We start from the raw sequence: 20,075 nt of genomic DNA, 5'->3' as shown, positions 1-20,075 counted from the left end.
AGAAGATGAATGAAGTTCCACCGCTACGCGATCTATTACACGCCGCAGGGCAGTTTGGCCGAAGCCGGAGCCGCTTGGCTGGGCTGGGATGTGGCGCGCGGGCGCGCCGTGGAGCATCCCGAGGTGGCCGGGCTGGACGTGGCCGCCTTGACGGAAACGCCGCGCAAATACGGGCTGCATGCGACGATCAAACCGCCTTTCGTTTTGGCCGAAGGCGCATCGGCTGATGAGTTGCAAGCCGCGTTCAAGGCGCTTTGCACGCAGCTTGCGCCGGTCACACTGGACAGGCTCACGCTGACCCCGCTGGGCCGCTTTCTGGCGCTGACTCCCGAAGGAGACACCACCGCGCTGAACGCCATGGCCGCCGAGGTGGTGCGGGGCCTTGATCCCTTCCGCGCGCCCCCGGCTGAGGCGGATTTGGCCCGCCGCCGTCAAGCCAACCTGACCCCGGCGCAAGAGGCGAACCTGACGAAATGGGGCTATCCTTACGTGATGGAGGCGTTTCGCTTTCACATCACACTGACCGGCAAGCTCCCGAAAAGTGATCTGCCACAGGTCACCGCGGCGCTGGCCCCCTATATCGCGCCGCACCTGCCGCAGCCCTCCACGCTGGGCAGTCTGACGCTGGTGGGGCAGGCCGAAGACGGTATGTTCCACGAGGTTCACCGCGCCGCCCTCTCGGGATAGAGCGCCGCCAACGCCTGCGCCACGGTCTGCTTGAGCGGGCCGGAGTTGTCGATCTTGATCGCCGCGATATGGTCGGGCAGGGCGCGCTCGGCCCGTGCCAACCGGGCGGAGATTTCCGCCTCGGTTTCGCGCCCACGGCCCCGCAGCCGGTCTGCCAATACGTCGGGCGAAGCGGTCAGCGACAGCACTTCGAACCGCGCAAACCGCAGCTTTGCCTCGGTCAGCATGCTGCGAGAGAGGTTCGCCAGCACGTCGCGCCCCTCGGCTAGGGCAGTCTCCACCGCGATGGGGATGCCATAGCGCAACCCATGCGCGGCCCAACTCAAGGCAAAGGCGCCATCTGCCTCCAACCGCAGGAACGCGGCCTCATCGATCCCGTCAAAGTCTTCGCCCCCCGCAGCACTTGGGCGGGTGATGGCACGGCGGGCGAGGAACAAATCGGGCTGCGCTTCCGCCAGCGCCGCCATCACGCTGTCCTTGCCCACACCCGACGGGCCGACCACCGCGATAAAACGCCCGCTCATGCGGCCAGTCCGGGGGTGAAACGGGTCACGTCCACTTCGCGGTCGCAGATTTGGTCGCGGGCGGCCTCATCATGGAAGATGCCCAAGATCGCCGTGCCGCGGGCCTTGGCTTCTTCGATCAGCGCCAGCACCGTGGCGCGGTTGATGGCATCAAGGCTCGCCGTCGGCTCATCCAGCAGCAAGACGGGGTAGGGGTGCGCAAAGCCGCGCGCGATGTTCACCCGCTGCTGCTCGCCGCCCGAAAAGGTCGTGGGGCTGAGCTGCCAAAGCCGCTGCGGGATGTTGAGCTGCGCCAGCAGTTCTCCGGCCCGCGCCCGTGCGTCGGCCTCGCTGCTGCCCACCGCGCGCAGCGGTTCGGCCACCACGTCAAGCGTCGCCACCCGTGGCACCACCCGCAGGAACTGACTGACATAGCCCAGCACGTTGCGGCGCAGGTCCAATATCTCACGCGGGGCGGCGCGGGCGACATCCAGATCGCCCACCATGATCCGGCCCGAAGCGGTCAGGTAATTGCCATAGATCATCCGCATCAACGTCGATTTTCCGGCACCCGACGCCCCGGTTAACGCCACGCATTCGCCGCGCGCCACGGTCAATTCACCGCCGCGCATCACCGGGATCACCGCAGCACCTTGATTGTGCAGGGTAAAGGATTTGCTCACATTTTCCACGCGTATCATGGGTTCAGCCTTGTTTAACCTATTGTTAACTTTTGTCATTTGTTTCGCATGCGAAACATTTCCCTGCACCGTCAAACCTGTAGCACGCTAGAGACCAAAAGCTGCGTATAGCCATGCTGCGGGTCGTCCAACACCTGATCGGTTAGCCCGGTTTCCACCACATGGCCGTCCTTCATCACCATCAGCCGGTCCGCCAGCAGCCGCACCACCGCCAGATCATGGGTCACGATAATGGCGCTCAGCCCCATCTCGCGCACCAAGCCGCGCAGGAGGTCGAGCAGCCGTGCTTGCACGCTCACATCCAGCCCGCCGGTGGGTTCGTCCATGAAGACCAGCCGCGGCCCGGTCACGAGGTTGCGGGCAATCTGCAAACGCTGCTGCATCCCGCCCGAGAACGCCGAAGGCCGGTCATCGATCCGATCTTCGTTGATCTCCACTCGGCCCAGCCAATCGGTGGCGCTGGCGCGGATGTCGCCGTAATGCCGTGCGCCCACGGCCATCAGCCGCTCGCCCACATTGCCGCCCGCGCTCACATTCATGCGCAGCCCGTCGCGGGCGTGCTGGTGGACAAAGGCCCAATCGGTGCGCGACAACATGCGGCGCTCCGGCTCGCTCATGGTTACTGTGTCGCGCAGCCCATCGGCGCGGGTGTTAAAACGCACCGCCCCGCGATCCGGTGTCAGATGCCCCGCCAGCGTGTTCAGCAGCGTGGATTTGCCCGAGCCGCTTTCGCCGACAATGCCCATCACCTCACCGGGGTAGAGGTCAAAGCTGACATCGGTGCAGCCGATCCGCGCGCCATAGAATTTCGCGATGTTTTCAACTTGCAATAAAGGGGTCATGCCATGCCCTCCAACACAGGGGCCGCATCCGCGCCGCGATGTCCGGCGGCCTGACGGGCCGCGCAATAATCGGTGTCGGAGCACATGAACAAGCGCCCGCCTGCGTCATCGACGATCAACTCATCCAGATAGCTGTCCTCGGCCCCGCAAAGCCCGCAGGGGTGGTCTGCCTTGCTGGCCTCAAAGGGGTAGTCCTCAAAATCTAGCGACACGACCTGCGTATAGGGCGGCAGCGCATAGATACGCTGTTCGCGCCCCGCGCCGAAGAGCTGGATCGCGGCCATTTCCAGTTTCGGATTGTCGAATTTCGGGATCGGCGAAGGATCCATCACATAGCGCCCTTCGACCTTGACCGGATAGGCATAGGCCGTGGCAATCGCGCCGTGTTGGGCGATGTCTTCGTAGAGTTTCACATGCATCAGCCCGTATTCCTCCAGCTCGTGCATTTTGCGGGTCTCGACTTCCGAAGGTTCAAGAAAGCGCAGCGGTTCGGGGATCGGCACCTGATAGACCAGAACCTGATCTACGCGCAGCGCGGCTTCGGGAATGCGGTGGCGGGTCTGGATGACGCTGGCCTCGGTCGTGGCTTCGGTCACCGCGACACCGGCGGTCTTTTGAAAAAAGCGGCGGATCGAGACGGCGTTGGTCGTGTCATCCGCGCCTTGGTCGATCACCTTGAAAGTATCCTCGGGCGTCAGCACGGCGGCGGACACCTGCACCCCGCCCGTGCCCCAGCCGTAGGGCATCGGCATTTCGCGGCTGGCAAAGGGCACCTGATAGCCGGGGATCGCCAACCCTTTCAGGATCGCGCGGCGGATCATCCGCTTGGTCTGCTCATCTAGATAGGCAAAATTGTAGTCGTTCATGCCCCGGTCCTCATTCGTGTATTGTTCGCTCGGTGTCATGGCGGGGCTCATTCTGCGGCCTCCCGCGGCGCGTCTTGGGCCGCCGTTGCCTCGCGGCGCAGCTTGCGGATCAGTTCAAGTTCGGATTGGAAATCGACGTAATGGGGCAGTTTGATATGCTCCAAGAACCCCGTCGCTTGGATGTTATCCGCATGATAAAGCACGAATTCCGCATCCTGCGCAGGCGCGCCGAGGTTGTCTTCGCCCAGTTCCTCCCAACGCAATGCCCGGTCCACCAGCGCCATGGAGATCGCCTTGCGCTCGGACATGCCGAAGACCAGCCCATAGCCACGGGTGAACTGCGGCGGCTCGGACTTGGAGCCCGTGAATTGGTTCACCGTTTCGCATTCGGTCAGCTCAACCTCGCCGATCTCGATGGCGAAACCCAGTTCGGGAATGTCCATCTCGACCGCCATTTTGCCGATGCGCAGTTCCGCGACGAAAGCGTGGTTGCGCGCATAGCCGCGCTGGGTGGAGTAGGCCATGCCAAGCACGAAACCTTCGTCGCCGCGGGTCAGCGCTTGCAGGCGCAGGTCGCGGGTGGCAGGCAGTTCCAGCGGCTCGCGGGTCAGATCGCGCGGCGGGGTGCTGGTATCCGTGTCGCGCTGCATCAGCCCTTCGCGGTCGAGGAATTCCATGATGTGCGGCGTGTCTTTAGAAGGCTCGGCATCGGCCACTTCGGGCGCGGACGGCACCTCACCATTGGCGGCCAGTTTGAAATCAAGCAGCCGGTGCGTGTAGTCGAAGGTCGGCCCCAAGATTTGCCCGCCCGGCGCATCCTTGAAGGTGGCCGAGACGCGGCGGTCGCAGGCCATTGAGCCAGTCTCCATCGGGCGCGAGGCGCCAAACCGGGGCAGGGTGGTGCGATAGGCGCGGATCAAGAACACCGCTTCGATCAGATCGCCCCGCGCCTGTTTGATCGCCAGCGCGGCGAGGTCAGGGTCATAGAGCGAGCCTTCGGCCATCACCCGGTTCACCGCCAGCGTCATCTGTTCGCGAATTTGCGCAACGCTCAGCTCGGCCACGCTTGCGTCACCGCGCCGCTCTTCGGCGAGCCATGCGTGGGCGTTGTCGATCGCCCGCTCGCCGCCTTTTACCGCTACATACATCAGGACACCTTTGTGCTTCGGGGCAGCGCCGCCAGACGGTCGCCGCAGGTGAAAATGAAATCCAAACCGCGCGGGAAGAGCGCCGCGTTTTGTTGGAAGGCCGCGCGGTCGGGCAGCGACAGCGCGGTGCGGTCTCTGATGCCGGGGCCGGTGAGGGTTGCGCCGTTGGCCTGTAGATCATCCACCTCGACGATCAGCGTTGCGGAACGGTCGGGGTAGGCGGCGCTGCCGAGAGGGAAGTCGCTGAGGGGCAGTTCTGCCCAAGTGCCCAAGGCGAATTGAGCGGCGCTGGCCGGGACGAAGGGAGCGCCGGTGTGGAAGGTAATCCAGTCGCGCACTTCGGGCCGGTCAAAGCCGGGCGCGAGGTAGAGCGGCGTTTCGGGGTCGCAGAGTGTCAGCAAGACGACCCCGGCGGCGGTGGACAGGCCCGCAGGCGGTTCGGCCCCGGTCACGCTGTTGATCTCACCCGGTTTGGCCATGGCGTTCATCACCGCGCGAAAGGCGAAAGCGGCGTCTTTGGGCGCGTCGCGAAACCCGCCTGTCAGCGATAGGGTCTGCATCAGTCTTCTCCTCTGACCATGGTGAAAAAATCGACCTTTGTGGCGGCGGCCTTGGCAGCGCGGCTGGCGCGGCGTTGGCTTTCGACCTCGGCCAGTGGGGCGAGCAGTTTGCTGCGGACCTCATCGGCGGCATCACTTTGCATCAGGGCATCAACGAGGGCGGCTTGCAGCGCCTTGTCGCGGCTGCGGCCTTGGACATAGGCGTGGCCGTCAGGGCCTTCCGCCAGCCGCACCGAACAGCGCGTGACCGACATTTCGCCCATGTTAAAGGCATCGCCCACGGCGCCCATCCGGCCCCGCAGCATGACGCCACCGATCTCGGGCGCGCGGAGCAGGTCATGGGCTGGAACCGCGCCGTAGCGGGCCCAGAGCCGGGCCAGATCAGCGGCCTCGGCCCGCGCGAGCAGGCCCATCCAAGCCTGCCGATCGCGGGTCTTTTCTTTGATTTCAACCGTCATCTAGACACCTTGTGCATTTGTCTAATATACTATACAACTAGACAAGTATTAGCCGCTGGCCTCCCGCTGGCGCAAGCATGGATATGTGAAACTTCTGCGACATGGCCCGAACTGCGATCTGGAAAACCATCACCGCCACGCTCACCCATGACATCGCCACGGGGAAATACGCCCCCGGCGATCGGCTCCCGACCGAGGCGCAATTGGCGGCGCGGTTTGGGGTCAACCGTCACACGGTGCGCCGGGCGATCAGCGACATGAACGAGAGCGGGCTGACCTACAGCCGTCGCGGAGCGGGGGTCTTCGTGGCGCAGCGGCCCACGGATTACCCCATCGGCAAGAGGGTGCGGTTTCACCAGAACCTCGCGGCGGCGGGGCGGGTGCCGGCCAAGCAGATTTTGATGCTGGAGACCCGCGCGGCTTCGGCCCATGAGGCCGAGCAGCTTGGGCTAGAGGGAGAGGCGCTCGTGCATGTCTATGAGGGGCTGTCGCTGGCCGATGACCAGCCCATCGCGATTTTCCGCAGCCTGTTTCCTGCCGCGCGGTTCCCTGATCTGTTAAAAGCGCTTGAGACCAGCCGCTCGGTCACCTCGGCCTTGGCGCAGGGCGGGGTGGCAGATTACACCCGCGCCTCGACCCGACTGACGGCGAAGCTGGCCAATGCCACGCAGGCGCTACATCTTCGTTTGAGTGAGGGCGCGCCGATCCTGCGGTCTGCTGGGATCAACGTGGACCCGGACGGGGTGCCGGTGGAATATGGGGTGACGTGGTTCGCCGGGGACCGCGTGACGCTGACGCTGAACCCCGGCGATTGATACGCGGCCTTAATGGCCGTCTGAGGTGCCCGCGATCAGCTTACGGCGGAGCCAGCCCGAGAAACTGTCCATCGCCACGACCATTAGAATGATCAGCACGATGTAATAGCTCACTTCCTCCCAATCCTTCTGGGTGATGATCGCTTGGGTCAGCAGCAGGCCAATGCCGCCGCCGGTGATCGCGCCGATGATGGTGGCCGAACGGGTGTTCGATTCCAGATAGTAGAGGACTTGGCTCAGCAGCACCGGGGTGATCTGCGGGATGACGCCAAAGCGGTAGCGCTGCACGGGTGCTGCCCCGGTGGAGGCGATACACTCGATCTGCTTGTCGTCCACATTCTCCAGCGCTTCTGAGAAGATTTTGCCGAAGGTGCCGGTATCCGTCAGCAGGATCGCCAGTGATCCGGTCAGCGGGCCGGGGCCAAAGGCGCGGGAGAGAACGATGGTCCAGATCAGCCCGTCGACCCCGCGCAGGAAGTCGAACAACCGCCGCGCGGCAAAGCGCAGACCGCCTAAGGGGGAGAAGTTCTTGGCCGCGAGGAACCCCAGCGGCAGGGCAATCATCGCCGCGCCAAAGGTGCCGAGAAAGGCCATGAGAATGGTCTCAACCAGCGCCCAAGCGACATCGCCGTGACGCCACATTTTGTTGGTCCAGAAATCCTGCCAGATCGCGCCGTATTCACCGCTGCGCAGCAGCTCTAGCGGGGACATGCCATGGTAGGGGCTGTCGAGCGTGAAGAAGAACAGCTCCCAGCCGTTGAAATAGCGAAAGACCTCGGCACGGTTGCGGGTGATCGTCAGGCGGCCCGCGTCCGTGGTGATCGCAAGGCGGTTTTTAGAGGCGTTGATCCACTCGGGCAGGGGGCCGTCGGGCAGGGTGGCATTGACGCCGCTGCGCCCCGGCGTGGCGGTGATCAGGCCGTAGCCCGGCACGTCATAGCGCACCTCCGGCCCCAGTTCGACGGTATGGCCGTTGCCAAGCTCGACAAGCGTCGTCTCGCCCAAGGTGACCCAATCGGGGGCGGTGCCCGGCGCATAGCGGCCCTTGCGCTCGCCTTCGATGGCGATCTCCATCTCGCCGTTGCGGTTGTCGCGGGCGACATGGGTTTTGTAGCTATAGCTGTCGGCCACCAGCGTCTTCATGTTCGACACGTTGATGCGATCACCTAGCCCGGCCACGTCGAAGGCGAAGAAGACATAGGTGAGGTAGACAAGGATCAGCACCGGCGCGGCGAGGCTCGCCATACGCTTGCGGCGGAAGCTGCGGCTGGCGACCTGCTGGGCAGGGAGGGTGGAAGCGGTAAGGTCGGTCACAGGATGGCTCCCTTGTCCTTATAGGCGCGGCCATGGGTCAGCCGGTCGCGGAAATGGCTCGAGACTTGGTCAACGATGATGATAGTGCCGAAGAGCAGCAGAAAGTTCGCCGCTGCTTCGTCGAATTTGCCTTGGCCCCAAGACATCGTGTTGCGCAGGTCATAGCCGATGCCGCCTGCGCCGACGAAACCAAGGATGGCTGAGGCGCGAATGTTGATCTCAAACCGCAGCAGCGCGTAGGAGAGATAGTTGGGCGCGACCTGTGGCACGACGCCCAAGACCATCCGTTGCAGCCAGCCCGCCCCGACAGAGGCAAGCCCGTCGACGGGCTTGAGCGACGCGTTCTCGTTCACCTCAGAGAAGAGCTTGCCAAGCGCGCCCACGGTATGCAGCGCGATGGCGATCATCGCAGGCACCGGGCCACCACCGAGCAAAAAGATCAGCACGAGGGCGACGACAATTTCAGGCACGGCGCGCAGCACGTCTAGCAGGCGGCGCAGCGGGCCGACGAGCCATGGCGCGGGGGCAAGGCCGCGTGTGGCCAGAAGGGCGGCGAAAAACGCGAAAAGCGCACCGATCAGCGTGGCGGCCCCGGCGATGTTCACCGTTTCGATGAGAGAGGGGAGGTATTTCACGAAATAGCCGGGCAGCAGATGAATGCGCTCCCATGCCTCGCTCAGCACATCGGCGGGGAAATCAAAGACATTGGGCAGCCCGTTCCAGAACCCGCCAGCGTTGCGGGCATTGGCGGTGCCGAAACCGCCGATCAGCAGGGCCACGAAAACGACCAGCAAGATCATATTCATCACCCGCTTTTGTCGGGTATGGGCAAGGTAATCCGCCGTGATATCAGGCGCGGTGGTGGTCTGTTGCATCTGTCGTCCCCCTATGACGACAGGCCCCGACAATCGTTGCCGGGACCTGCCAGATGTCTTTTGTCCCTTAGGATCAGTTAGATTTCGCCTTGCGCGCTTCGACGATCGAGACATAGGCGTCATGGGCAATCGGATCGAAGCCGAGGCTTTCGCCCGCGGCCACGCCATAGGCGCAGTCGGCGTCCATCTCGTGGAGCTCATCCACCAGTGCGGTCATGGTTGTTTTGACCTCTTCGGGCAGGTCTTTGCGTAGCACGACCGGGCCTTCGGGGATCGGCTTGGAACGCCAGATTTCCACCAGATCGTTCATGTCAATCAGGCCCGCATCCACGGCTTTGCGCAGCGCGCCGGAGTTGTAGCCGTCTTCCCAATTGCCCTGACCGTCGGCCCATGTCACGCCGCCCGCGACATCACCGTTGTTGACCGCGACGATGGTCTGCTCATGCCCGCCGGTGAATTTCACTTCGCCGAAGTAGTCGCCGGATTCCATGGTGGCACCGGTTGTCTGGGGGATTTCGATGGAGGGGATCAGGTAGCCAGAGGTGGAGTTCGGATCGCCAAAGCCAAAGACTTTTCCCTGCATGTCTTCAAGCGTGTTGATGCCCGCATCTTTGCGCGCGAAGCCGATGGAGTGGTAGCCGTAGGAGCCATCGAGGTTGATCTTGACCAGCACCGGCTCAACCGCTTCGGGGTCTTGCAGGTGAACGGCGGCATAGGCCGAGGCACCGAGCCACGCCATGTCGAGCGTGCCGCCCAGCAGACCTTGGATCACGCCGTTATAGTCGGCAGGGGCAAAGAGTTTGGCCGGAACGCCAAGGCGCTCTTCGGTGTAGCCGCGCAGACATTCGTAGGAGTTCATCCGGTCCTGCGCGTTTTCCCCGCCAAGGATGCCGATGCGAAATTCGGTGACATCTGCGGATTGAGCCAGTGCAGCGCCGGTCAGGGCCGTGGTTGCCAGTGCGGCGGCGATGAGCTTCTTCATTTTGTCGTCTCCAGTTTGAAAATATGCCCATTGGGGCGGGTCGTGTCAGGCTGGCACCTTGTCCAGCGTTTCGATCTCGGTTGAGGTGGCGGCTTCGGAGAAGCTGCTGTCTGCACCGTAGATTTCGCGGGCCATGCTGGTGGTCAGTTGCGCGGGCGTGCCGTCAAAGACGATTTTCCCGTCGCGCATCCCCACCACGCGGTCGCAATAGCGGCGCGCGGTATCCAGCGTGTGAAGGTTGGCGATGACCATACGGCCGTCTTCCTCGTGAATGCGACGCAGCGATTGCATCACCACCTGCGCGTTCATCGGGTCGAGGCTGGCGATCGGCTCATCCGCCAGAATGATCTGCGGGTCTTGCATCAGGGCGCGGGCGATGGCGACGCGCTGCTGCTGGCCACCCGAGAGCGCCTCGGCCCGTTTGGGCGCATGTTGCGCGATGCCCAGACGGTCGAGGATTTCAATCGCGCGGGTGATGTCAGCATCGGGGTAGAGGTTGAAGATGCTGCTGAGCGTCGAGCGGCGGTTGAGCGTGCCGTGCAGCACGTTCGACACCACATCCATCCGCGGGACGAGGTTGAACTGCTGAAAGATCATCGCACATTCCGCCTGCCAGCCGCGCCGGGCCGCGCCGCGCAGGGCGGTCACATCGCGCCCTTGAAACAGGATCTGCCCAGAGGAGGCATCGGTCAGTCGATTTAACATCCGCAGCAGCGTGGATTTCCCTGCGCCGGAACGGCCGATGATTCCGATCATCTGCGGTTTGTCGACCTGTAGATTAGCGCGGGCCACGGCTGTGTTCGCGCCGAATGTTTTGGTCAGTTCAGATATGACGAGCATAAGTCCCCCGGGGTTTGCGGGGCGAGCTATCGCAGCGGTGAATGTCACGAATGTTTAAGTTTGACGAAGCTTTTGTAACGCGCGGTTTTTTCGGGAACGGCTGTCTGGGGGCAGGCGTTTGTGCTTGTTTTATAGGCGGTTGGGCGGCGCGGCTGCCCCCGCGCGGAGCAGTCCGTAGGCTAGGGGATTTGCGGCGCGAAGGCCAGCCAACCTCAATAGAACAAGGGCCAGTCAAATAGAGCTTGCGGAACAAAGCCCCCGGATTAATGCTTTCTCTTACAGGGCGGTTCGGATAGGGCCGCATCGGGTCAGACCGCGCAGCCCCGCGCGGCGGACCGTAATATCTTTGGCCGGATCACCGGTCGCGCAGTGCCACCCCGCCGCGCCCCCTTCGGTGATACAGGCCCCCGACAAGCATCTAAAGGAGCGCGTTTATGGACGCCCAGATTATCGCATTTTTGATTCTGTTGCCGATCACATTGGTTTTTGTCTACGCAGGCATCCACGAATTCCGGCGCTACAAAAGCGAGGGCAAGGCGAACTATGGGCTGGTTTTCGATGAGGAAAGCGGCACCACCCATGTCAGCGGCATCGCCGAAGACGAAGACCCCTTCGACCCCGACGATTTTGACCCCAACGACTATAACGATCCCGAAGTGAAAACCGACGCGGATGAGCGCAAATCGTGAGCGGTAAGACCCGCAGCGCCGCTTTGCTGCTCTGGCTCGCGCTGCCCGCGGGCGCCGACCCCCTCGCCGAGATCGTGATTTTGGGGGAGGTGCATGACAACCCCCATGCCCATCTCGAACAGGCCGCCGCGCTGGAGACGCTGCGCCCCACTGCTGTGGTGTTCGAGATGCTCACCGCCGCGCAGGGGGCGAAATCCGATGCCGATCGCAGCCAGATTGCGCAGGCTTGGGCGGCAAGTGGTTGGCAGGATTTCGACATCTACGCGCCGATCTTCGATGCTTTGGGCGAAGCCCGGATCATCGGTGCCGCCGCCCCCCGCGAGGCGGTGCGCAGTGTGTATCTTGAAGGCGCAGCCGCGCTTTTCGGGCCGGAAGCGGCGCGCTTTGGCCTTGATCAACCGCTGCCCGACGATCAGCAGGCGGCCCGGATCGAGGTGCAGTTCGCCGCTCATTGCCGGGCCATGCCGCGCGACATGATGGGGGGCATGGTCGCCGTGCAACGCTACCGCGACGCCACATTCGCGCGCGCGGCGCTCAAGGCGCTTGAGACCTATGGCCCGCCCGTGGCCGTGATCACCGGCAACGGCCATGCCCGCACCGATTGGGGCATTCCCGCGCTGATCGCGCAAGCGGCCCCCGAGGTCACGACCCATGCCATCGGCTTTGTCGAAACACAGACAGAGATGCCATTTGACGAGACCCGCCTGATCCCGCCCACCAAGCGCGAAGACCCCTGTAACGCCCTGACCAAGAATTAAAGGACCCGCCCATGTACCTTGCCATGAACCGTTTCACCGTACTGCCCGAGAATGCCGCCGCATTCGAAGAGCTTTGGCTGAACCGCGAAAGCCATCTGAAAGAGACGGAGGGGTTCGTGTCCTTCCACATGCTCAAAGGGCCAGAGGAGGAGGGGACGATCCTCTATGCCTCGCACACCATTTGGGAAAGCGAAGCGCATTTTCGGGCATGGACCACCAGCGACGCCTTTCGCGCGGCGCATGCGCGGGCGGGGCAAACCCGCAAGCTGCACGAAGGCGCGCCGCGGTTCGAGGGCTTTCAGACTATTCAGCAAATCGAAGCAGTCTGACGCGGGGCAGGCGGGACTTTCTATACTTGACTAAAATAATCGGATTAAGTAGCCGTTATAAGAGCCCGGTATTTTGGCCGGGGTATGAACGACTTTACGCCGAAACCGTCCAAGCCACCGCGCGTCGGAAGCCCGGATGTCAATGGAAAGGAGCCCGCCCCCGTGAGGACACCCGTGACCACGCCCGAGCCAATGGCCCATGCCCGGCTACAGACGCAATCCAACAACAGCTGGCGCGATATCGCGCTTGGCAGCAACGATACCGCGCCCTGCGATGGCTTTGGCCTTGAGCACCTCATCGATCTGCAACGCGCCCGCCAGATGGGGGACGCAGGATGAGCCTGATGCAAAAGCTGCCTGATCCCTCGCCCGCAGGCCAACCGGTCGAAGACGCCGTGCATGATGCGCGTGCCTTGGTGCCCAATGGCTCGACGGCCAACATCGTGCTGGACGGCCAAACCTATACGCTGCGCATCACACGGGCAGGGAAATTGATCCTGACGAAATAGGCCGCGCGGCTGCCCAAGTGTGGCGCGGAACGCCTAAGGCGCGGCTGCGGCTTGCCCTCACGCCACGGCGTCTTTACTGACGCGGCATGCCCGGCCTTTTCGCCTTTTCCGTCCTTCGCCGCTGACATGCTGGCCCTGCTGAGCCTGTTCTTCGCGGCCCTGCTGGCGGCGACGCTGATCCCCGCGCAATCCGAAGCGGTGCTTTTGGGGCTGATGTGGTCGGGTGCCCATGCCACGGCGTTGTTGTGGCTGGTGGCGACGCTGGGGAATGTGCTGGGCTCGCTGCTGAATTGGCTGCTCGGGCGCTACCTCAGCCATTTTGCCGATCACCGCTGGTTTCCTTTCTCGGCGCGGCAGATGGGGCGGGCCTCTGGCTGGTATCAACGCTGGGGGTATTGGAGCCTGCTGGCCAGTTGGGTGCCGATCATCGGCGATCCGCTGACCTTGGCCGCGGGCATGATGCGCGAACCGCTTTGGCGCTTCTTGCTGATTGTCACCCTTGCCAAAGGCGGGCGCTATCTGGTGCTGATCCTGCTCGCGCGCGGGGTTCTGTGACGCTCAGAGCGGGGTGATCCCTTCGAGCGGCGGCAGCGGGTTGGGCGTGGTCACGAGGGCCGGACGGCGCTTTTCGTAAAAGGCATTGCCGCCTGCGGTCACCACGTAATGCATGTTGTTGTAATTGGCATTGTACCACGCGGCGTGGAAGAATTTCGCGCGGGTGACCTTGGGGTGCCGCTCGCCCTGAAGCACCGCCAGCGCGGTGGCGCGGGCCAGCGGGGCCCCGCGGTCGCTCATCGGTTTCGTCATCACGCCCGGTGCGAACTGATTGCGCTGGCCGACCACCCCGCAGACCGTATCGGGGAAGGCTTCGGAATGGACGCGGTTCAACACCACCGTGCCCACGGCGACCATCCCGTCGCGGCTGGAGCGGTTGGATTCGAAATACATCGCCCGCGCCATACACTCCACCTCACCCACCGGGATCGCGACCACTTCGGTCTGCTTACCGCCACAAGCGGCGAGCAGGCCAAGGCCCAGCATCAAAGCGGCGGTGCGGATTTTCGGGGGCTGAACGCGCATGGGCGGCCTTTCTGGGTGAGGGGGCAGGTGGCGCGTAATTTTCCAGCAAACGCGGGGCGAGGCAAGACCCGCGCCCCGGCTCAGGCGGTTTCTCTCCGGGTGGGGCGCGCGGGGGCGCTTGGGCTGACGATTGATCTAGTGTAATGCTTGATAAAACAGTCATGAACCCAGCAGGGCCGTTCTTATGAAAGTCACCTACCGGGATGTGAAAACCGACATCCTGTCAAAGATCACCAAGGGGGAATGGCCTCTGGGTAGTCTTGTGCCCAATGAGGTCGATCTGGCCGAGACCTATGGCTGCGCCCGCGCGACGGTCAACCGTGCCATGCGCGAATTGGCCGACGAAGGGTTTATCGAGCGCCGCCGCAAAGCCGGGACGCGGGTGCGCATGGCCCCGGTGCGGCAGGCGCGCTTCGACATTCCGCTGGTCCGGGCCGAGATCGAAGAGAAGGGCGCTGATTATCGCTATTCGCTGGTGAGCCACGCGGTTGAGCCTGCGCCGGACTGGTTGCGCGCGCGGCTGAAACTGACCGCAGGCAGCGAGGCGCTGCATCTGGTCTGTATGCATTACGCCGATGGCGATCCCTATCAATATGAAGACCGCTGGATCAACCTTGCGACCCTGCCGCAGGCGCGGGAGGAGGATTTTGCAGAGCTGGGGCCGAACGAATGGCTGATCTCGGCAATACCTTTTTCGGATGTTGAGATCAGCCTCTCCGCCGGACTGGCCGATCAGCGGCTGAGTGAGTATCTCGCCTGCGCCTTGGGTGATCCGGTTTTCACGGTCGAGCGTTCGACATGGTGGGAGGGGCAGGCGGTGACCTATGTGCGCCTGTCGCATCGCCCCGGTCACCGGCTGACGACCCGCTATTGATGCACCGCCACGCTAAGGCGGCGGCGCGTGAGGTTCAAAGGATGCCCGGCAGGTCCAGCCCATGCGCGCGGGCGCAATCAAGCGCCTCGTCATAGCCCGCATCCGCATGGCGCATCACACCCGTCGCCGGATCGTTCCACAGCACCCGTTCGATCCGGCGGTCGGCGTCTTCGGACCCGTCACAGCAGATCACCATGCCGGAGTGCTGCGAGAAGCCCATGCCGACCCCGCCGCCGTGGTGCAGCGACACCCAAGTGGCCCCCGAGGCAGTGTTCAAAAGCGCGTTTAGCAGCGGCCAATCCGACACGGCATCAGAGCCGTCTTTCATCGCCTCTGTCTCGCGGTTGGGCGAGGCGACGGAACCACTGTCGAGGTGGTCGCGCCCGATCACGATGGGCGCGCTTAGCTCGCCAGTGCGGACCATCTCGTTGAAGGCGAGACCGAGCTTGTGGCGCACACCCAGACCCACCCAGCAGATCCGTGCGGGCAGACCTTGGAAGGAAATACGCTCGCGGGCCATGTCGAGCCAGTTGTGCAGGTGCGTATCTTCGGAGAGGATTTCTTTCACCTTGGCATCGGTCTTGTAAATATCCTCCGGATCGCCTGACAGCGCCGCCCAGCGGAACGGCCCCACGCCCCGGCAAAACAGCGGGCGAATGTAGGCGGGGACAAAGCCGGGGAAATCAAAGGCGTTGTCTAACCCTTCCTCCAGCGCCATCTGGCGGATGTTGTTGCCATAGTCGACCGTGGGGATGCCCGCCGCGTGAAAATCGACCATCGCTTTGACTTGTACCTTCATTGAGGCGCGGGCGGCGCGTTCGACCGCCTTGGGGGCACTCTCGCGCTTCTCGCGCCAGTCGGCCATGCTCCAACCCTGCGGCAGATAGCCGTTCACCGGGTCATGGGCGCTGGTCTGATCGGTCACGATATCGGGGCGCATGCCGCGTTTCACCAGCTCGGGAAAGACATCGGCGGCATTGCCCAAGAGGGCCACGGATTTCGCTTCTCCGGCAGCGGTCCAACGCTCGATCATCTCCAGCGCTTCGTCGAGCGTTTCGGCTTTTTCATCGACGTATTTTGTGCGCAGACGGAAATCGATGCTGTCGGGATTGCACTCCACCGCGAGGCAACAAGCGCCTGCCATCACCGCCGCCAAAGGCTGGGCACCGCCCATGCCGCCAAGCCCGCCGGTGAGGATCCATTTGCCGGTCAGATCGCCGCCATAATGCTGGCGGCCCGCCTCGACAAATGTCTCATAGGTGCCCTGCACGATGCCTTGGGAGCCGATGTAGATCCACGAGCCTGCGGTCATCTGGCCGTACATCGCCAGACCCTTTTTATCGAGCTCGTTGAAGTGGTCCCAATTCGCCCAATGCGGCACGAGGTTTGAGTTCGCGATCAGCACGCGCGGGGCGTCTTTGTGGGTCTTGAATACACCGACAGGCTTGCCCGATTGCACCAGCAGCGTTTGGTCGTCTTCGAGCGCGCGGAGCGAGGCGACGATCTGGTCGTAATCTTTCCACGTCCGCGCCGCACGGCCGATGCCACCATAGACGACGAGCTCATGCGGGTTCTCGGCCACGTCTGGGTGCAGGTTGTTCATCAGCATCCGCAGGGGCGCTTCGGTGAGCCAGCTTTTCGCCGAAAGCTCGGTGCCGGTGGCGGGATAGACGTCACGGGTGTTCTTGCGCGGATCGCTCATGCTGTGCCTTTCAGGGTCGGGGCCATCGCGGCCAGAGTTGTCAGAATGTCGGTCAGGTGCCTGCGCAGGCGCGCAGACTTTTCGGGATCACAGGGCCAGGGCGGGGCTTCGGCGCTGAGGTAGCTGCTCTGCGCCAGTTCCATCTGGATTGCGTGAAACCCTTCGGCGGGGCGGCCATAGTGGCGAGTGGTCCAGCCGCCTTTGAAACGGCCATTGATGACAGAGGTATAGCCGGGGGCGGCGGCGCAGATATCCGCGACGGCGGCTTCGATCTCAGGCGCGCAGGTGGTGCCGAGGTTCGTGCCGATGTTGAAATCGGGCAAGGGGCCGTCAAAGAGGAAGGGGATCAGCGAGCGGATCGAGTGGCAGTCATAGAGGATCGCCACGCCATGCAACGCGCGGACGCGGGCCAATTCCGCCTCAAGCGCCGCGTGATAGGGGGCGTGGAATGCCAGGCGGCGGGCCTCGATCTCGGCTTCTTCGGGCGGGGTTGTCCAAATGTCCTGCCCGTCGAAATCGGTCAGCGGCACCAGCCCGGTGGTGTTTTGGCCGGGGTAGAGCGATGCGCCCGAAGGGTCGCGGTTGGCGTCGATCACATAGCGGTGGAAGGTCGCGCGCACGGTGGTCGCGCCGGGCAGTAACCCTTGGTAAAGTCGGTGAATATGCCAGTCGGTGTCCGCCAGTTCGAGCCCGCGCGGGTTCAGATCGCGGCGCACTGTGTCGGGCAGATCGGTGCCGGTATGCGGCAGGCCAAGCACGATGGGGCTGTCGCCGCGGGTGATCTCAACCGGGGTCATGTGGAAATCTCCGGCATCTCGATGGCGGCGGCGCGGCTAATCTCGCCTTCGGCCACCATCTGTGCCGCGCGTTCCAGATCGGGGGCGAGGTAACGGTCCTCATCCAGCGTCGCGACATCCTTGCGGACCCGTTTCACCACACGCTGCAACGGCTCGCTGGTGGTCAGCGGGGCGCGGAAATCAATGCCCTGCGCCGCGCAGAGCAACTCGACCCCAAGGATACGGTTTAGGTTGTCGATCATCTGCCCCAGCCGCCGCGCACCATGGGCGGCCATGCTGACGTGATCCTCTTGGTTGGCCGAGGTCGGCGTGCTGTCGGTGACGCACGGATTGGCGAGGTGCTTGTTCTCGCTCATAAGGGCGGCGGTGGTGACTTCGGCGATCATATAGCCGCTGTTGAGGCCGGGGTTTGGCGTGAGGAAGGGCGGCAGGTTGAAGCTGAGCACCGGGTCCACGATCAACGCCACGCGGCGCTGCGCGATGGCTCCGATTTCGGCCACGGCCAGTGCGATCATATCGGCGGCAAAACCCACCGGTTCGGCATGGAAATTCCCGCCTGAAACGATCAGGTCCGCGCCGACCAGCACCAGCGGGTTGTCGGTGGCGGCGTTGGCTTCGACCTCAAGCGTGCGGGCGGCCATGCGCAGCACATCCATCGCGGCCCCGGTCACCTGAGGCTGGCAGCGGATGCAGTAGGGGTCTTGCACGCGGGCGTCATTCGCCACGTGGCTCTCGCGGATTTCCGAGGCGTTGAGCAGGGCACGCATCGTCTCGCCCGCTTCGATCTGGCCTCGATGGCCGCGCAGGGCGTGGATTTCGGGTTGCAGCGGCGCGGTGGAGCCCATGATCGCGTCCGTCGACAGGGCCGAGATCACCAACGCCGAGTTTGCCGCCCGCCATGCGTCAAACAGCCCCGCCAGCGCGAAGGCGGTCGAAAACTGTGTGCCGTTGATCAGCGCCAGCCCTTCTTTCGGGCCGAATTCCAGCGGGGTGAGACCCGCGGCGGTCAGCGCCTCTCCGCCGGTCATGACGCGGCCCTCAATTTCCGCCTCGCCGTGGCCCATCATCGCAGCGGCCATATGGGCCAAGGGGGCCAGATCGCCTGAGGCACCGACCGATCCTTGCGCCGGGATCACCGGGGTCACGCCACGCTCCAGCATGCCTTCGATCAGATCGACGACCTCAAGCCGCACGCCTGAGGCGCCGCGCCCAAGGCTCAGCAGTTTGAGCGCCATCAAGAGCCGCGCATGGCCGCGCGGGATCGCCGGGCCGACGCCGCAGCAATGCGACAGGATCAGGTTGCGTTGCAGGGTGGCCGTGTCATCTGAGGCGATCTTGACCGAGGCGAGCTTGCCGAAACCGGTGTTCACGCCGTAGACGGCATCCTCGCCCGCCACCGCTTTGGCAATGCGCGCGTGGGCCAGTTCAATCGCTGGGCGGCAGGCGGGGTCGAGCCTCACCGATGCCTCTTCGCGGTAGATGCGGGCCAGATCGTCCAAGGTGGCCGCGCCGGGGGTGAGGGTCAGGGTGGTCACGATTGGCCTCCGAAAATGCGAGAGTGAAGCGGGTTGAAGCCGATGCGATAGGCAAGCTCGGCAGGGTGTTTGATATCCCAAACGGCGAGGTCGGCGCGCAAGCCGGGGCGGATCATGCCGCAGCCGTCCAGCCCAAGCGCGCGGGCGGCATGTTGCGTGGCACCGCGCAGCGCCTCTTCGGGCGTCATGCGGAACAGGGTGCAGCCCATGTTGAGCGTCAGCAGCAGGGAGTTCAGCGGCGACGACCCGGGGTTGATATCCGTCGCCAGCGCCATCGGCACGCCGTGTTTGCGCAGCAGATCAATCGGGGGCGCTTGGGTTTCGCGCAGGGTATAAAACGCGCCGGGGAGGATGACGGCGACGGTGCCCGCCTTGGCCATCGCTTTCACGCCGTCCGCGTCAAGGTACTCAATATGATCCGCCGACAGCGCGCCATAGGAGGCCGCGAGTTTCGCGCCGCCAAGGTTCGACAGTTGCTCGGCATGGAGTTTCACCGGCAGCCCCAATTCCCGCGCCACGTCAAAGACCCGCGCGATTTGGGCGGGCTGAAAGGCGATGCCCTCGCAGAACCCGTCGACCGCATCGACCAGCCCCTCGGCATGGGCGGCGCGCAGGGCGGGGAGGCAGACTTCGTCGATATAGGCGTCAGCGCGGCCTGCGTATTCGGTAGGCGTGGCATGGGCGCCGAGGAAGGTGGTGCGCACTCGGATCGGGCGCTGCTGGCCCACGGCGCGTGCGGTGCGGAGCATGCGCAGCTCGGTGTCGATATCCAGACCGTAACCGGATTTGATCTCGATCCCCGTGACGCCTTCGGCGATCAGCACATCGACGCGGCGCAGGGCTTCTGCCAGCAGATCGGCCTCACTGGCGGCGCGGGTGGCGGTGACGGTTGAGACGATGCCGCCCCCGGCGCGGGCGACGTCTTCGTAGCTGGCTCCTTCAAGGCGCATTTCGAACTCGCGCGCGCGGTCGCCTCCGTGGACGATATGGGTGTGGCAGTCGATCAGACCGGGGGTGACGAGGCGGTGGCCCAGTGATTCTGTCGGCTGGTGGCGGTAGGCCCGTGGCAGGTCAAGGCGCGGGCCGACCCATGCGATCTGGCTCCCGGCAATCGCAATCGCTGCATTCTCAATCATTCCATAGGGTTCTGCGCCGTCTAAGGTCGCGGCGGTGAGGTCGATCAAAACTCGGTCGTGCTCTGCCATCTCTAT

At 63.9% G+C, this 20,075-nt stretch carries 25 protein-coding genes; 9 read left to right on the top strand and 16 right to left on the bottom strand.

What is annotated here, in order from left to right; translation table 11 throughout:
• Positions 1-9 precede the first annotated feature (9 nt).
• Complete coding sequence (locus R1T45_RS17355; RefSeq protein WP_317389703.1) at positions 10-687, top strand: DUF1045 domain-containing protein; 678 nt, start codon at positions 10-12, stop codon at positions 685-687.
• Here the strand turns inward: R1T45_RS17355 and phnN are convergent.
• From phnN to phnG, 7 genes are all read right to left on the bottom strand, one after another.
• Positions 663-1,211, bottom strand: coding sequence for a phosphonate metabolism protein/1,5-bisphosphokinase (PRPP-forming) PhnN (phnN, locus tag R1T45_RS17350; RefSeq protein WP_317389702.1), 549 nt, complete (start codon positions 1,209-1,211; stop codon positions 663-665). The two genes, R1T45_RS17355 and phnN, sit on opposite strands and share 25 nt — an antisense overlap.
• Positions 1,208-1,891 carry a phosphonate C-P lyase system protein PhnL gene (gene phnL, locus R1T45_RS17345; RefSeq protein ID WP_317389701.1) on the bottom strand — a complete coding sequence of 228 codons (684 nt, stop codon included), beginning with the start codon at positions 1,889-1,891 and terminating at the stop codon, positions 1,208-1,210. Before phnL ends, phnN begins: the two co-directional genes overlap by 4 nt.
• 71 nt (positions 1,892-1,962) lie before the next feature.
• Entirely contained in the window at positions 1,963-2,733 is a 771-nt protein-coding gene (phnK, locus tag R1T45_RS17340) for a phosphonate C-P lyase system protein PhnK (RefSeq protein WP_317389700.1), read from the bottom strand.
• Positions 2,730-3,599, bottom strand: a complete 870-nt coding sequence (locus tag R1T45_RS17335; protein ID WP_132445850.1) for an alpha-D-ribose 1-methylphosphonate 5-phosphate C-P-lyase PhnJ — start codon at positions 3,597-3,599, stop codon at positions 2,730-2,732. Before R1T45_RS17335 ends, phnK begins: the two co-directional genes overlap by 4 nt.
• A gap of 47 nt (positions 3,600-3,646) precedes the next feature.
• Positions 3,647-4,747: a carbon-phosphorus lyase complex subunit PhnI gene (locus R1T45_RS17330; RefSeq protein ID WP_317389699.1), complete on the bottom strand. Its 1,101-nt coding sequence runs from the start codon at positions 4,745-4,747 to the stop codon at positions 3,647-3,649.
• Positions 4,747-5,307, bottom strand: coding sequence for a phosphonate C-P lyase system protein PhnH (gene phnH / locus R1T45_RS17325; RefSeq protein WP_317389698.1), 561 nt, complete (start codon positions 5,305-5,307; stop codon positions 4,747-4,749). Before phnH ends, R1T45_RS17330 begins: the two co-directional genes overlap by 1 nt.
• Positions 5,307-5,765: a phosphonate C-P lyase system protein PhnG gene (gene phnG, locus R1T45_RS17320; RefSeq protein WP_317389697.1), complete on the bottom strand. Its 459-nt coding sequence runs from the start codon at positions 5,763-5,765 to the stop codon at positions 5,307-5,309. The genes phnH and phnG overlap by 1 nt, the downstream gene beginning before the upstream one ends.
• 101 nt (positions 5,766-5,866) lie before the next feature.
• Here phnG and phnF point away from each other — a divergent pair, with 101 nt between their 5' ends.
• Positions 5,867-6,580: a phosphonate metabolism transcriptional regulator PhnF gene (gene phnF / locus R1T45_RS17315; protein WP_317389696.1), complete on the top strand. Its 714-nt coding sequence runs from the start codon at positions 5,867-5,869 to the stop codon at positions 6,578-6,580.
• Positions 6,581-6,589: 9 nt separating this feature from the next.
• Here phnF and phnE (R1T45_RS17310) read toward each other — a convergent pair whose 3' ends face one another.
• From phnE (R1T45_RS17310) to phnC, 4 genes are all read right to left on the bottom strand, one after another.
• The gene (gene phnE / locus R1T45_RS17310; protein WP_317391123.1) at positions 6,590-7,825 is read right to left on the bottom strand and encodes a phosphonate ABC transporter, permease protein PhnE; all 1,236 of its coding nucleotides are present in this window, start codon (positions 7,823-7,825) and stop codon (positions 6,590-6,592) included.
• 65 nt (positions 7,826-7,890) lie between these two features.
• On the bottom strand, positions 7,891-8,769 hold the full coding sequence (phnE, locus tag R1T45_RS17305) for a phosphonate ABC transporter, permease protein PhnE (protein ID WP_317389695.1): 879 nt from the start codon (positions 8,767-8,769) through the stop codon (positions 7,891-7,893).
• Between the two features lie 73 nt (positions 8,770-8,842).
• Complete coding sequence (gene phnD, locus R1T45_RS17300) at positions 8,843-9,751, bottom strand: phosphonate ABC transporter substrate-binding protein (protein WP_120350548.1); 909 nt, start codon at positions 9,749-9,751, stop codon at positions 8,843-8,845.
• A gap of 45 nt (positions 9,752-9,796) precedes the next feature.
• Complete coding sequence (phnC, locus tag R1T45_RS17295) at positions 9,797-10,591, bottom strand: phosphonate ABC transporter ATP-binding protein (protein ID WP_317389694.1); 795 nt, start codon at positions 10,589-10,591, stop codon at positions 9,797-9,799.
• Positions 10,592-11,025: 434 nt separating this feature from the next.
• Here phnC and R1T45_RS17290 point away from each other — a divergent pair, with 434 nt between their 5' ends.
• From R1T45_RS17290 to R1T45_RS17265, 6 genes are all read left to right on the top strand, one after another.
• Positions 11,026-11,280, top strand: a complete 255-nt coding sequence (locus R1T45_RS17290; protein WP_067623293.1) for a hypothetical protein — start codon at positions 11,026-11,028, stop codon at positions 11,278-11,280.
• A complete protein-coding gene (locus tag R1T45_RS17285; protein WP_317389693.1) occupies positions 11,277-12,038 on the top strand; it encodes a ChaN family lipoprotein in 762 nt (253 codons plus the stop codon). Before R1T45_RS17290 ends, R1T45_RS17285 begins: the two co-directional genes overlap by 4 nt.
• An 11-nt stretch (positions 12,039-12,049) precedes the next feature.
• Complete coding sequence (locus tag R1T45_RS17280; protein ID WP_120350552.1) at positions 12,050-12,367, top strand: antibiotic biosynthesis monooxygenase family protein; 318 nt, start codon at positions 12,050-12,052, stop codon at positions 12,365-12,367.
• A gap of 162 nt (positions 12,368-12,529) precedes the next feature.
• A complete protein-coding gene (locus R1T45_RS17275) occupies positions 12,530-12,706 on the top strand; it encodes a hypothetical protein (RefSeq protein WP_161487453.1) in 177 nt (58 codons plus the stop codon).
• A gap of 5 nt (positions 12,707-12,711) precedes the next feature.
• Positions 12,712-12,876, top strand: a complete 165-nt coding sequence (locus R1T45_RS17270) for a hemin uptake protein HemP (RefSeq protein ID WP_082849466.1) — start codon at positions 12,712-12,714, stop codon at positions 12,874-12,876.
• A gap of 126 nt (positions 12,877-13,002) precedes the next feature.
• Positions 13,003-13,431 (top strand): YqaA family protein, encoded by a 429-nt coding sequence (locus R1T45_RS17265; RefSeq protein ID WP_120352159.1) that lies wholly within the window; start codon positions 13,003-13,005, stop codon positions 13,429-13,431.
• Positions 13,432-13,434: 3 nt separating this feature from the next.
• On the opposite strand, the gene R1T45_RS17260 is transcribed toward R1T45_RS17265, so the two are convergent.
• Positions 13,435-13,956 carry a cell wall hydrolase gene (locus R1T45_RS17260; protein WP_317389692.1) on the bottom strand — a complete coding sequence of 174 codons (522 nt, stop codon included), beginning with the start codon at positions 13,954-13,956 and terminating at the stop codon, positions 13,435-13,437.
• Between the two features lie 184 nt (positions 13,957-14,140).
• On the opposite strand from R1T45_RS17260, the gene R1T45_RS17255 reads away from it, so the two are divergent.
• A complete protein-coding gene (locus R1T45_RS17255) occupies positions 14,141-14,830 on the top strand; it encodes a UTRA domain-containing protein (RefSeq protein WP_317389691.1) in 690 nt (229 codons plus the stop codon).
• 34 nt (positions 14,831-14,864) lie between these two features.
• On the opposite strand, the gene hutU is transcribed toward R1T45_RS17255, so the two are convergent.
• From hutU to hutI, 4 genes are read right to left on the bottom strand one after another with little or no spacing between them, the layout of a single operon-like run.
• Positions 14,865-16,532, bottom strand: a complete 1,668-nt coding sequence (gene hutU / locus R1T45_RS17250; RefSeq protein WP_317389690.1) for a urocanate hydratase — start codon at positions 16,530-16,532, stop codon at positions 14,865-14,867.
• Positions 16,529-17,329 carry an N-formylglutamate deformylase gene (gene hutG, locus R1T45_RS17245; protein ID WP_120350555.1) on the bottom strand — a complete coding sequence of 267 codons (801 nt, stop codon included), beginning with the start codon at positions 17,327-17,329 and terminating at the stop codon, positions 16,529-16,531. Before hutG ends, hutU begins: the two co-directional genes overlap by 4 nt.
• Positions 17,326-18,864, bottom strand: a complete 1,539-nt coding sequence (gene hutH, locus R1T45_RS17240) for a histidine ammonia-lyase (protein WP_317389689.1) — start codon at positions 18,862-18,864, stop codon at positions 17,326-17,328. The genes hutG and hutH overlap by 4 nt, the downstream gene beginning before the upstream one ends.
• A complete protein-coding gene (gene hutI / locus R1T45_RS17235; protein ID WP_317389688.1) occupies positions 18,861-20,069 on the bottom strand; it encodes an imidazolonepropionase in 1,209 nt (402 codons plus the stop codon). The genes hutH and hutI overlap by 4 nt, the downstream gene beginning before the upstream one ends.
• Positions 20,070-20,075: the final 6 nt, after the last annotated feature.

The organism is Sulfitobacter sp. LC.270.F.C4 (genome assembly GCF_032922545.1).
Classification (GTDB): Bacteria; Pseudomonadota; Alphaproteobacteria; order Rhodobacterales; family Rhodobacteraceae; genus Sulfitobacter; species Sulfitobacter profundi.
This window is presented reverse-complemented; position numbering and strand designations above follow the sequence as displayed.

Excerpts from the sequence above, each read along its gene's own strand:
- R1T45_RS17280 (WP_120350552.1), top strand. The coding sequence starts at position 12,050 with ATGTACCTTGCCATGAACCGTTTCACCGTACTGCCCGAGAATGCCGCC.
- R1T45_RS17255 (WP_317389691.1), top strand. The coding sequence starts at position 14,141 with ATGAAAGTCACCTACCGGGATGTGAAAACCGACATCCTGTCAAAGATC.
- phnG (WP_317389697.1), bottom strand. The coding sequence starts at position 5,765 with ATGACGGTTGAAATCAAAGAAAAGACCCGCGATCGGCAGGCTTGGATG.
- phnL (WP_317389701.1), bottom strand. The coding sequence starts at position 1,891 with ATGATACGCGTGGAAAATGTGAGCAAATCCTTTACCCTGCACAATCAA.
- phnK (WP_317389700.1), bottom strand. The coding sequence starts at position 2,733 with ATGACCCCTTTATTGCAAGTTGAAAACATCGCGAAATTCTATGGCGCG.
- hutI (WP_317389688.1), bottom strand. The coding sequence starts at position 20,069 with ATGGCAGAGCACGACCGAGTTTTGATCGACCTCACCGCCGCGACCTTA.
- phnH (WP_317389698.1), bottom strand. The coding sequence starts at position 5,307 with ATGCAGACCCTATCGCTGACAGGCGGGTTTCGCGACGCGCCCAAAGAC.
- R1T45_RS17355 (WP_317389703.1), top strand. The coding sequence starts at position 10 with ATGAAGTTCCACCGCTACGCGATCTATTACACGCCGCAGGGCAGTTTG.
- R1T45_RS17330 (WP_317389699.1), bottom strand. The coding sequence starts at position 4,747 with ATGTATGTAGCGGTAAAAGGCGGCGAGCGGGCGATCGACAACGCCCAC.
- phnC (WP_317389694.1), bottom strand. The coding sequence starts at position 10,591 with ATGCTCGTCATATCTGAACTGACCAAAACATTCGGCGCGAACACAGCC.
- R1T45_RS17290 (WP_067623293.1), top strand. The coding sequence starts at position 11,026 with ATGGACGCCCAGATTATCGCATTTTTGATTCTGTTGCCGATCACATTG.
- phnD (WP_120350548.1), bottom strand. The coding sequence starts at position 9,751 with ATGAAGAAGCTCATCGCCGCCGCACTGGCAACCACGGCCCTGACCGGC.
- hutU (WP_317389690.1), bottom strand. The coding sequence starts at position 16,532 with ATGAGCGATCCGCGCAAGAACACCCGTGACGTCTATCCCGCCACCGGC.
- R1T45_RS17270 (WP_082849466.1), top strand. The coding sequence starts at position 12,712 with ATGCAAAAGCTGCCTGATCCCTCGCCCGCAGGCCAACCGGTCGAAGAC.
- R1T45_RS17260 (WP_317389692.1), bottom strand. The coding sequence starts at position 13,956 with ATGCGCGTTCAGCCCCCGAAAATCCGCACCGCCGCTTTGATGCTGGGC.
- phnE (WP_317389695.1), bottom strand. The coding sequence starts at position 8,769 with ATGCAACAGACCACCACCGCGCCTGATATCACGGCGGATTACCTTGCC.
- phnN (WP_317389702.1), bottom strand. The coding sequence starts at position 1,211 with ATGAGCGGGCGTTTTATCGCGGTGGTCGGCCCGTCGGGTGTGGGCAAG.
- R1T45_RS17265 (WP_120352159.1), top strand. The coding sequence starts at position 13,003 with ATGCTGGCCCTGCTGAGCCTGTTCTTCGCGGCCCTGCTGGCGGCGACG.
- hutG (WP_120350555.1), bottom strand. The coding sequence starts at position 17,329 with ATGACCCCGGTTGAGATCACCCGCGGCGACAGCCCCATCGTGCTTGGC.
- R1T45_RS17335 (WP_132445850.1), bottom strand. The coding sequence starts at position 3,599 with ATGAACGACTACAATTTTGCCTATCTAGATGAGCAGACCAAGCGGATG.
- phnE (WP_317391123.1), bottom strand. The coding sequence starts at position 7,825 with ATGGCGAGCCTCGCCGCGCCGGTGCTGATCCTTGTCTACCTCACCTAT.
- phnF (WP_317389696.1), top strand. The coding sequence starts at position 5,867 with ATGGCCCGAACTGCGATCTGGAAAACCATCACCGCCACGCTCACCCAT.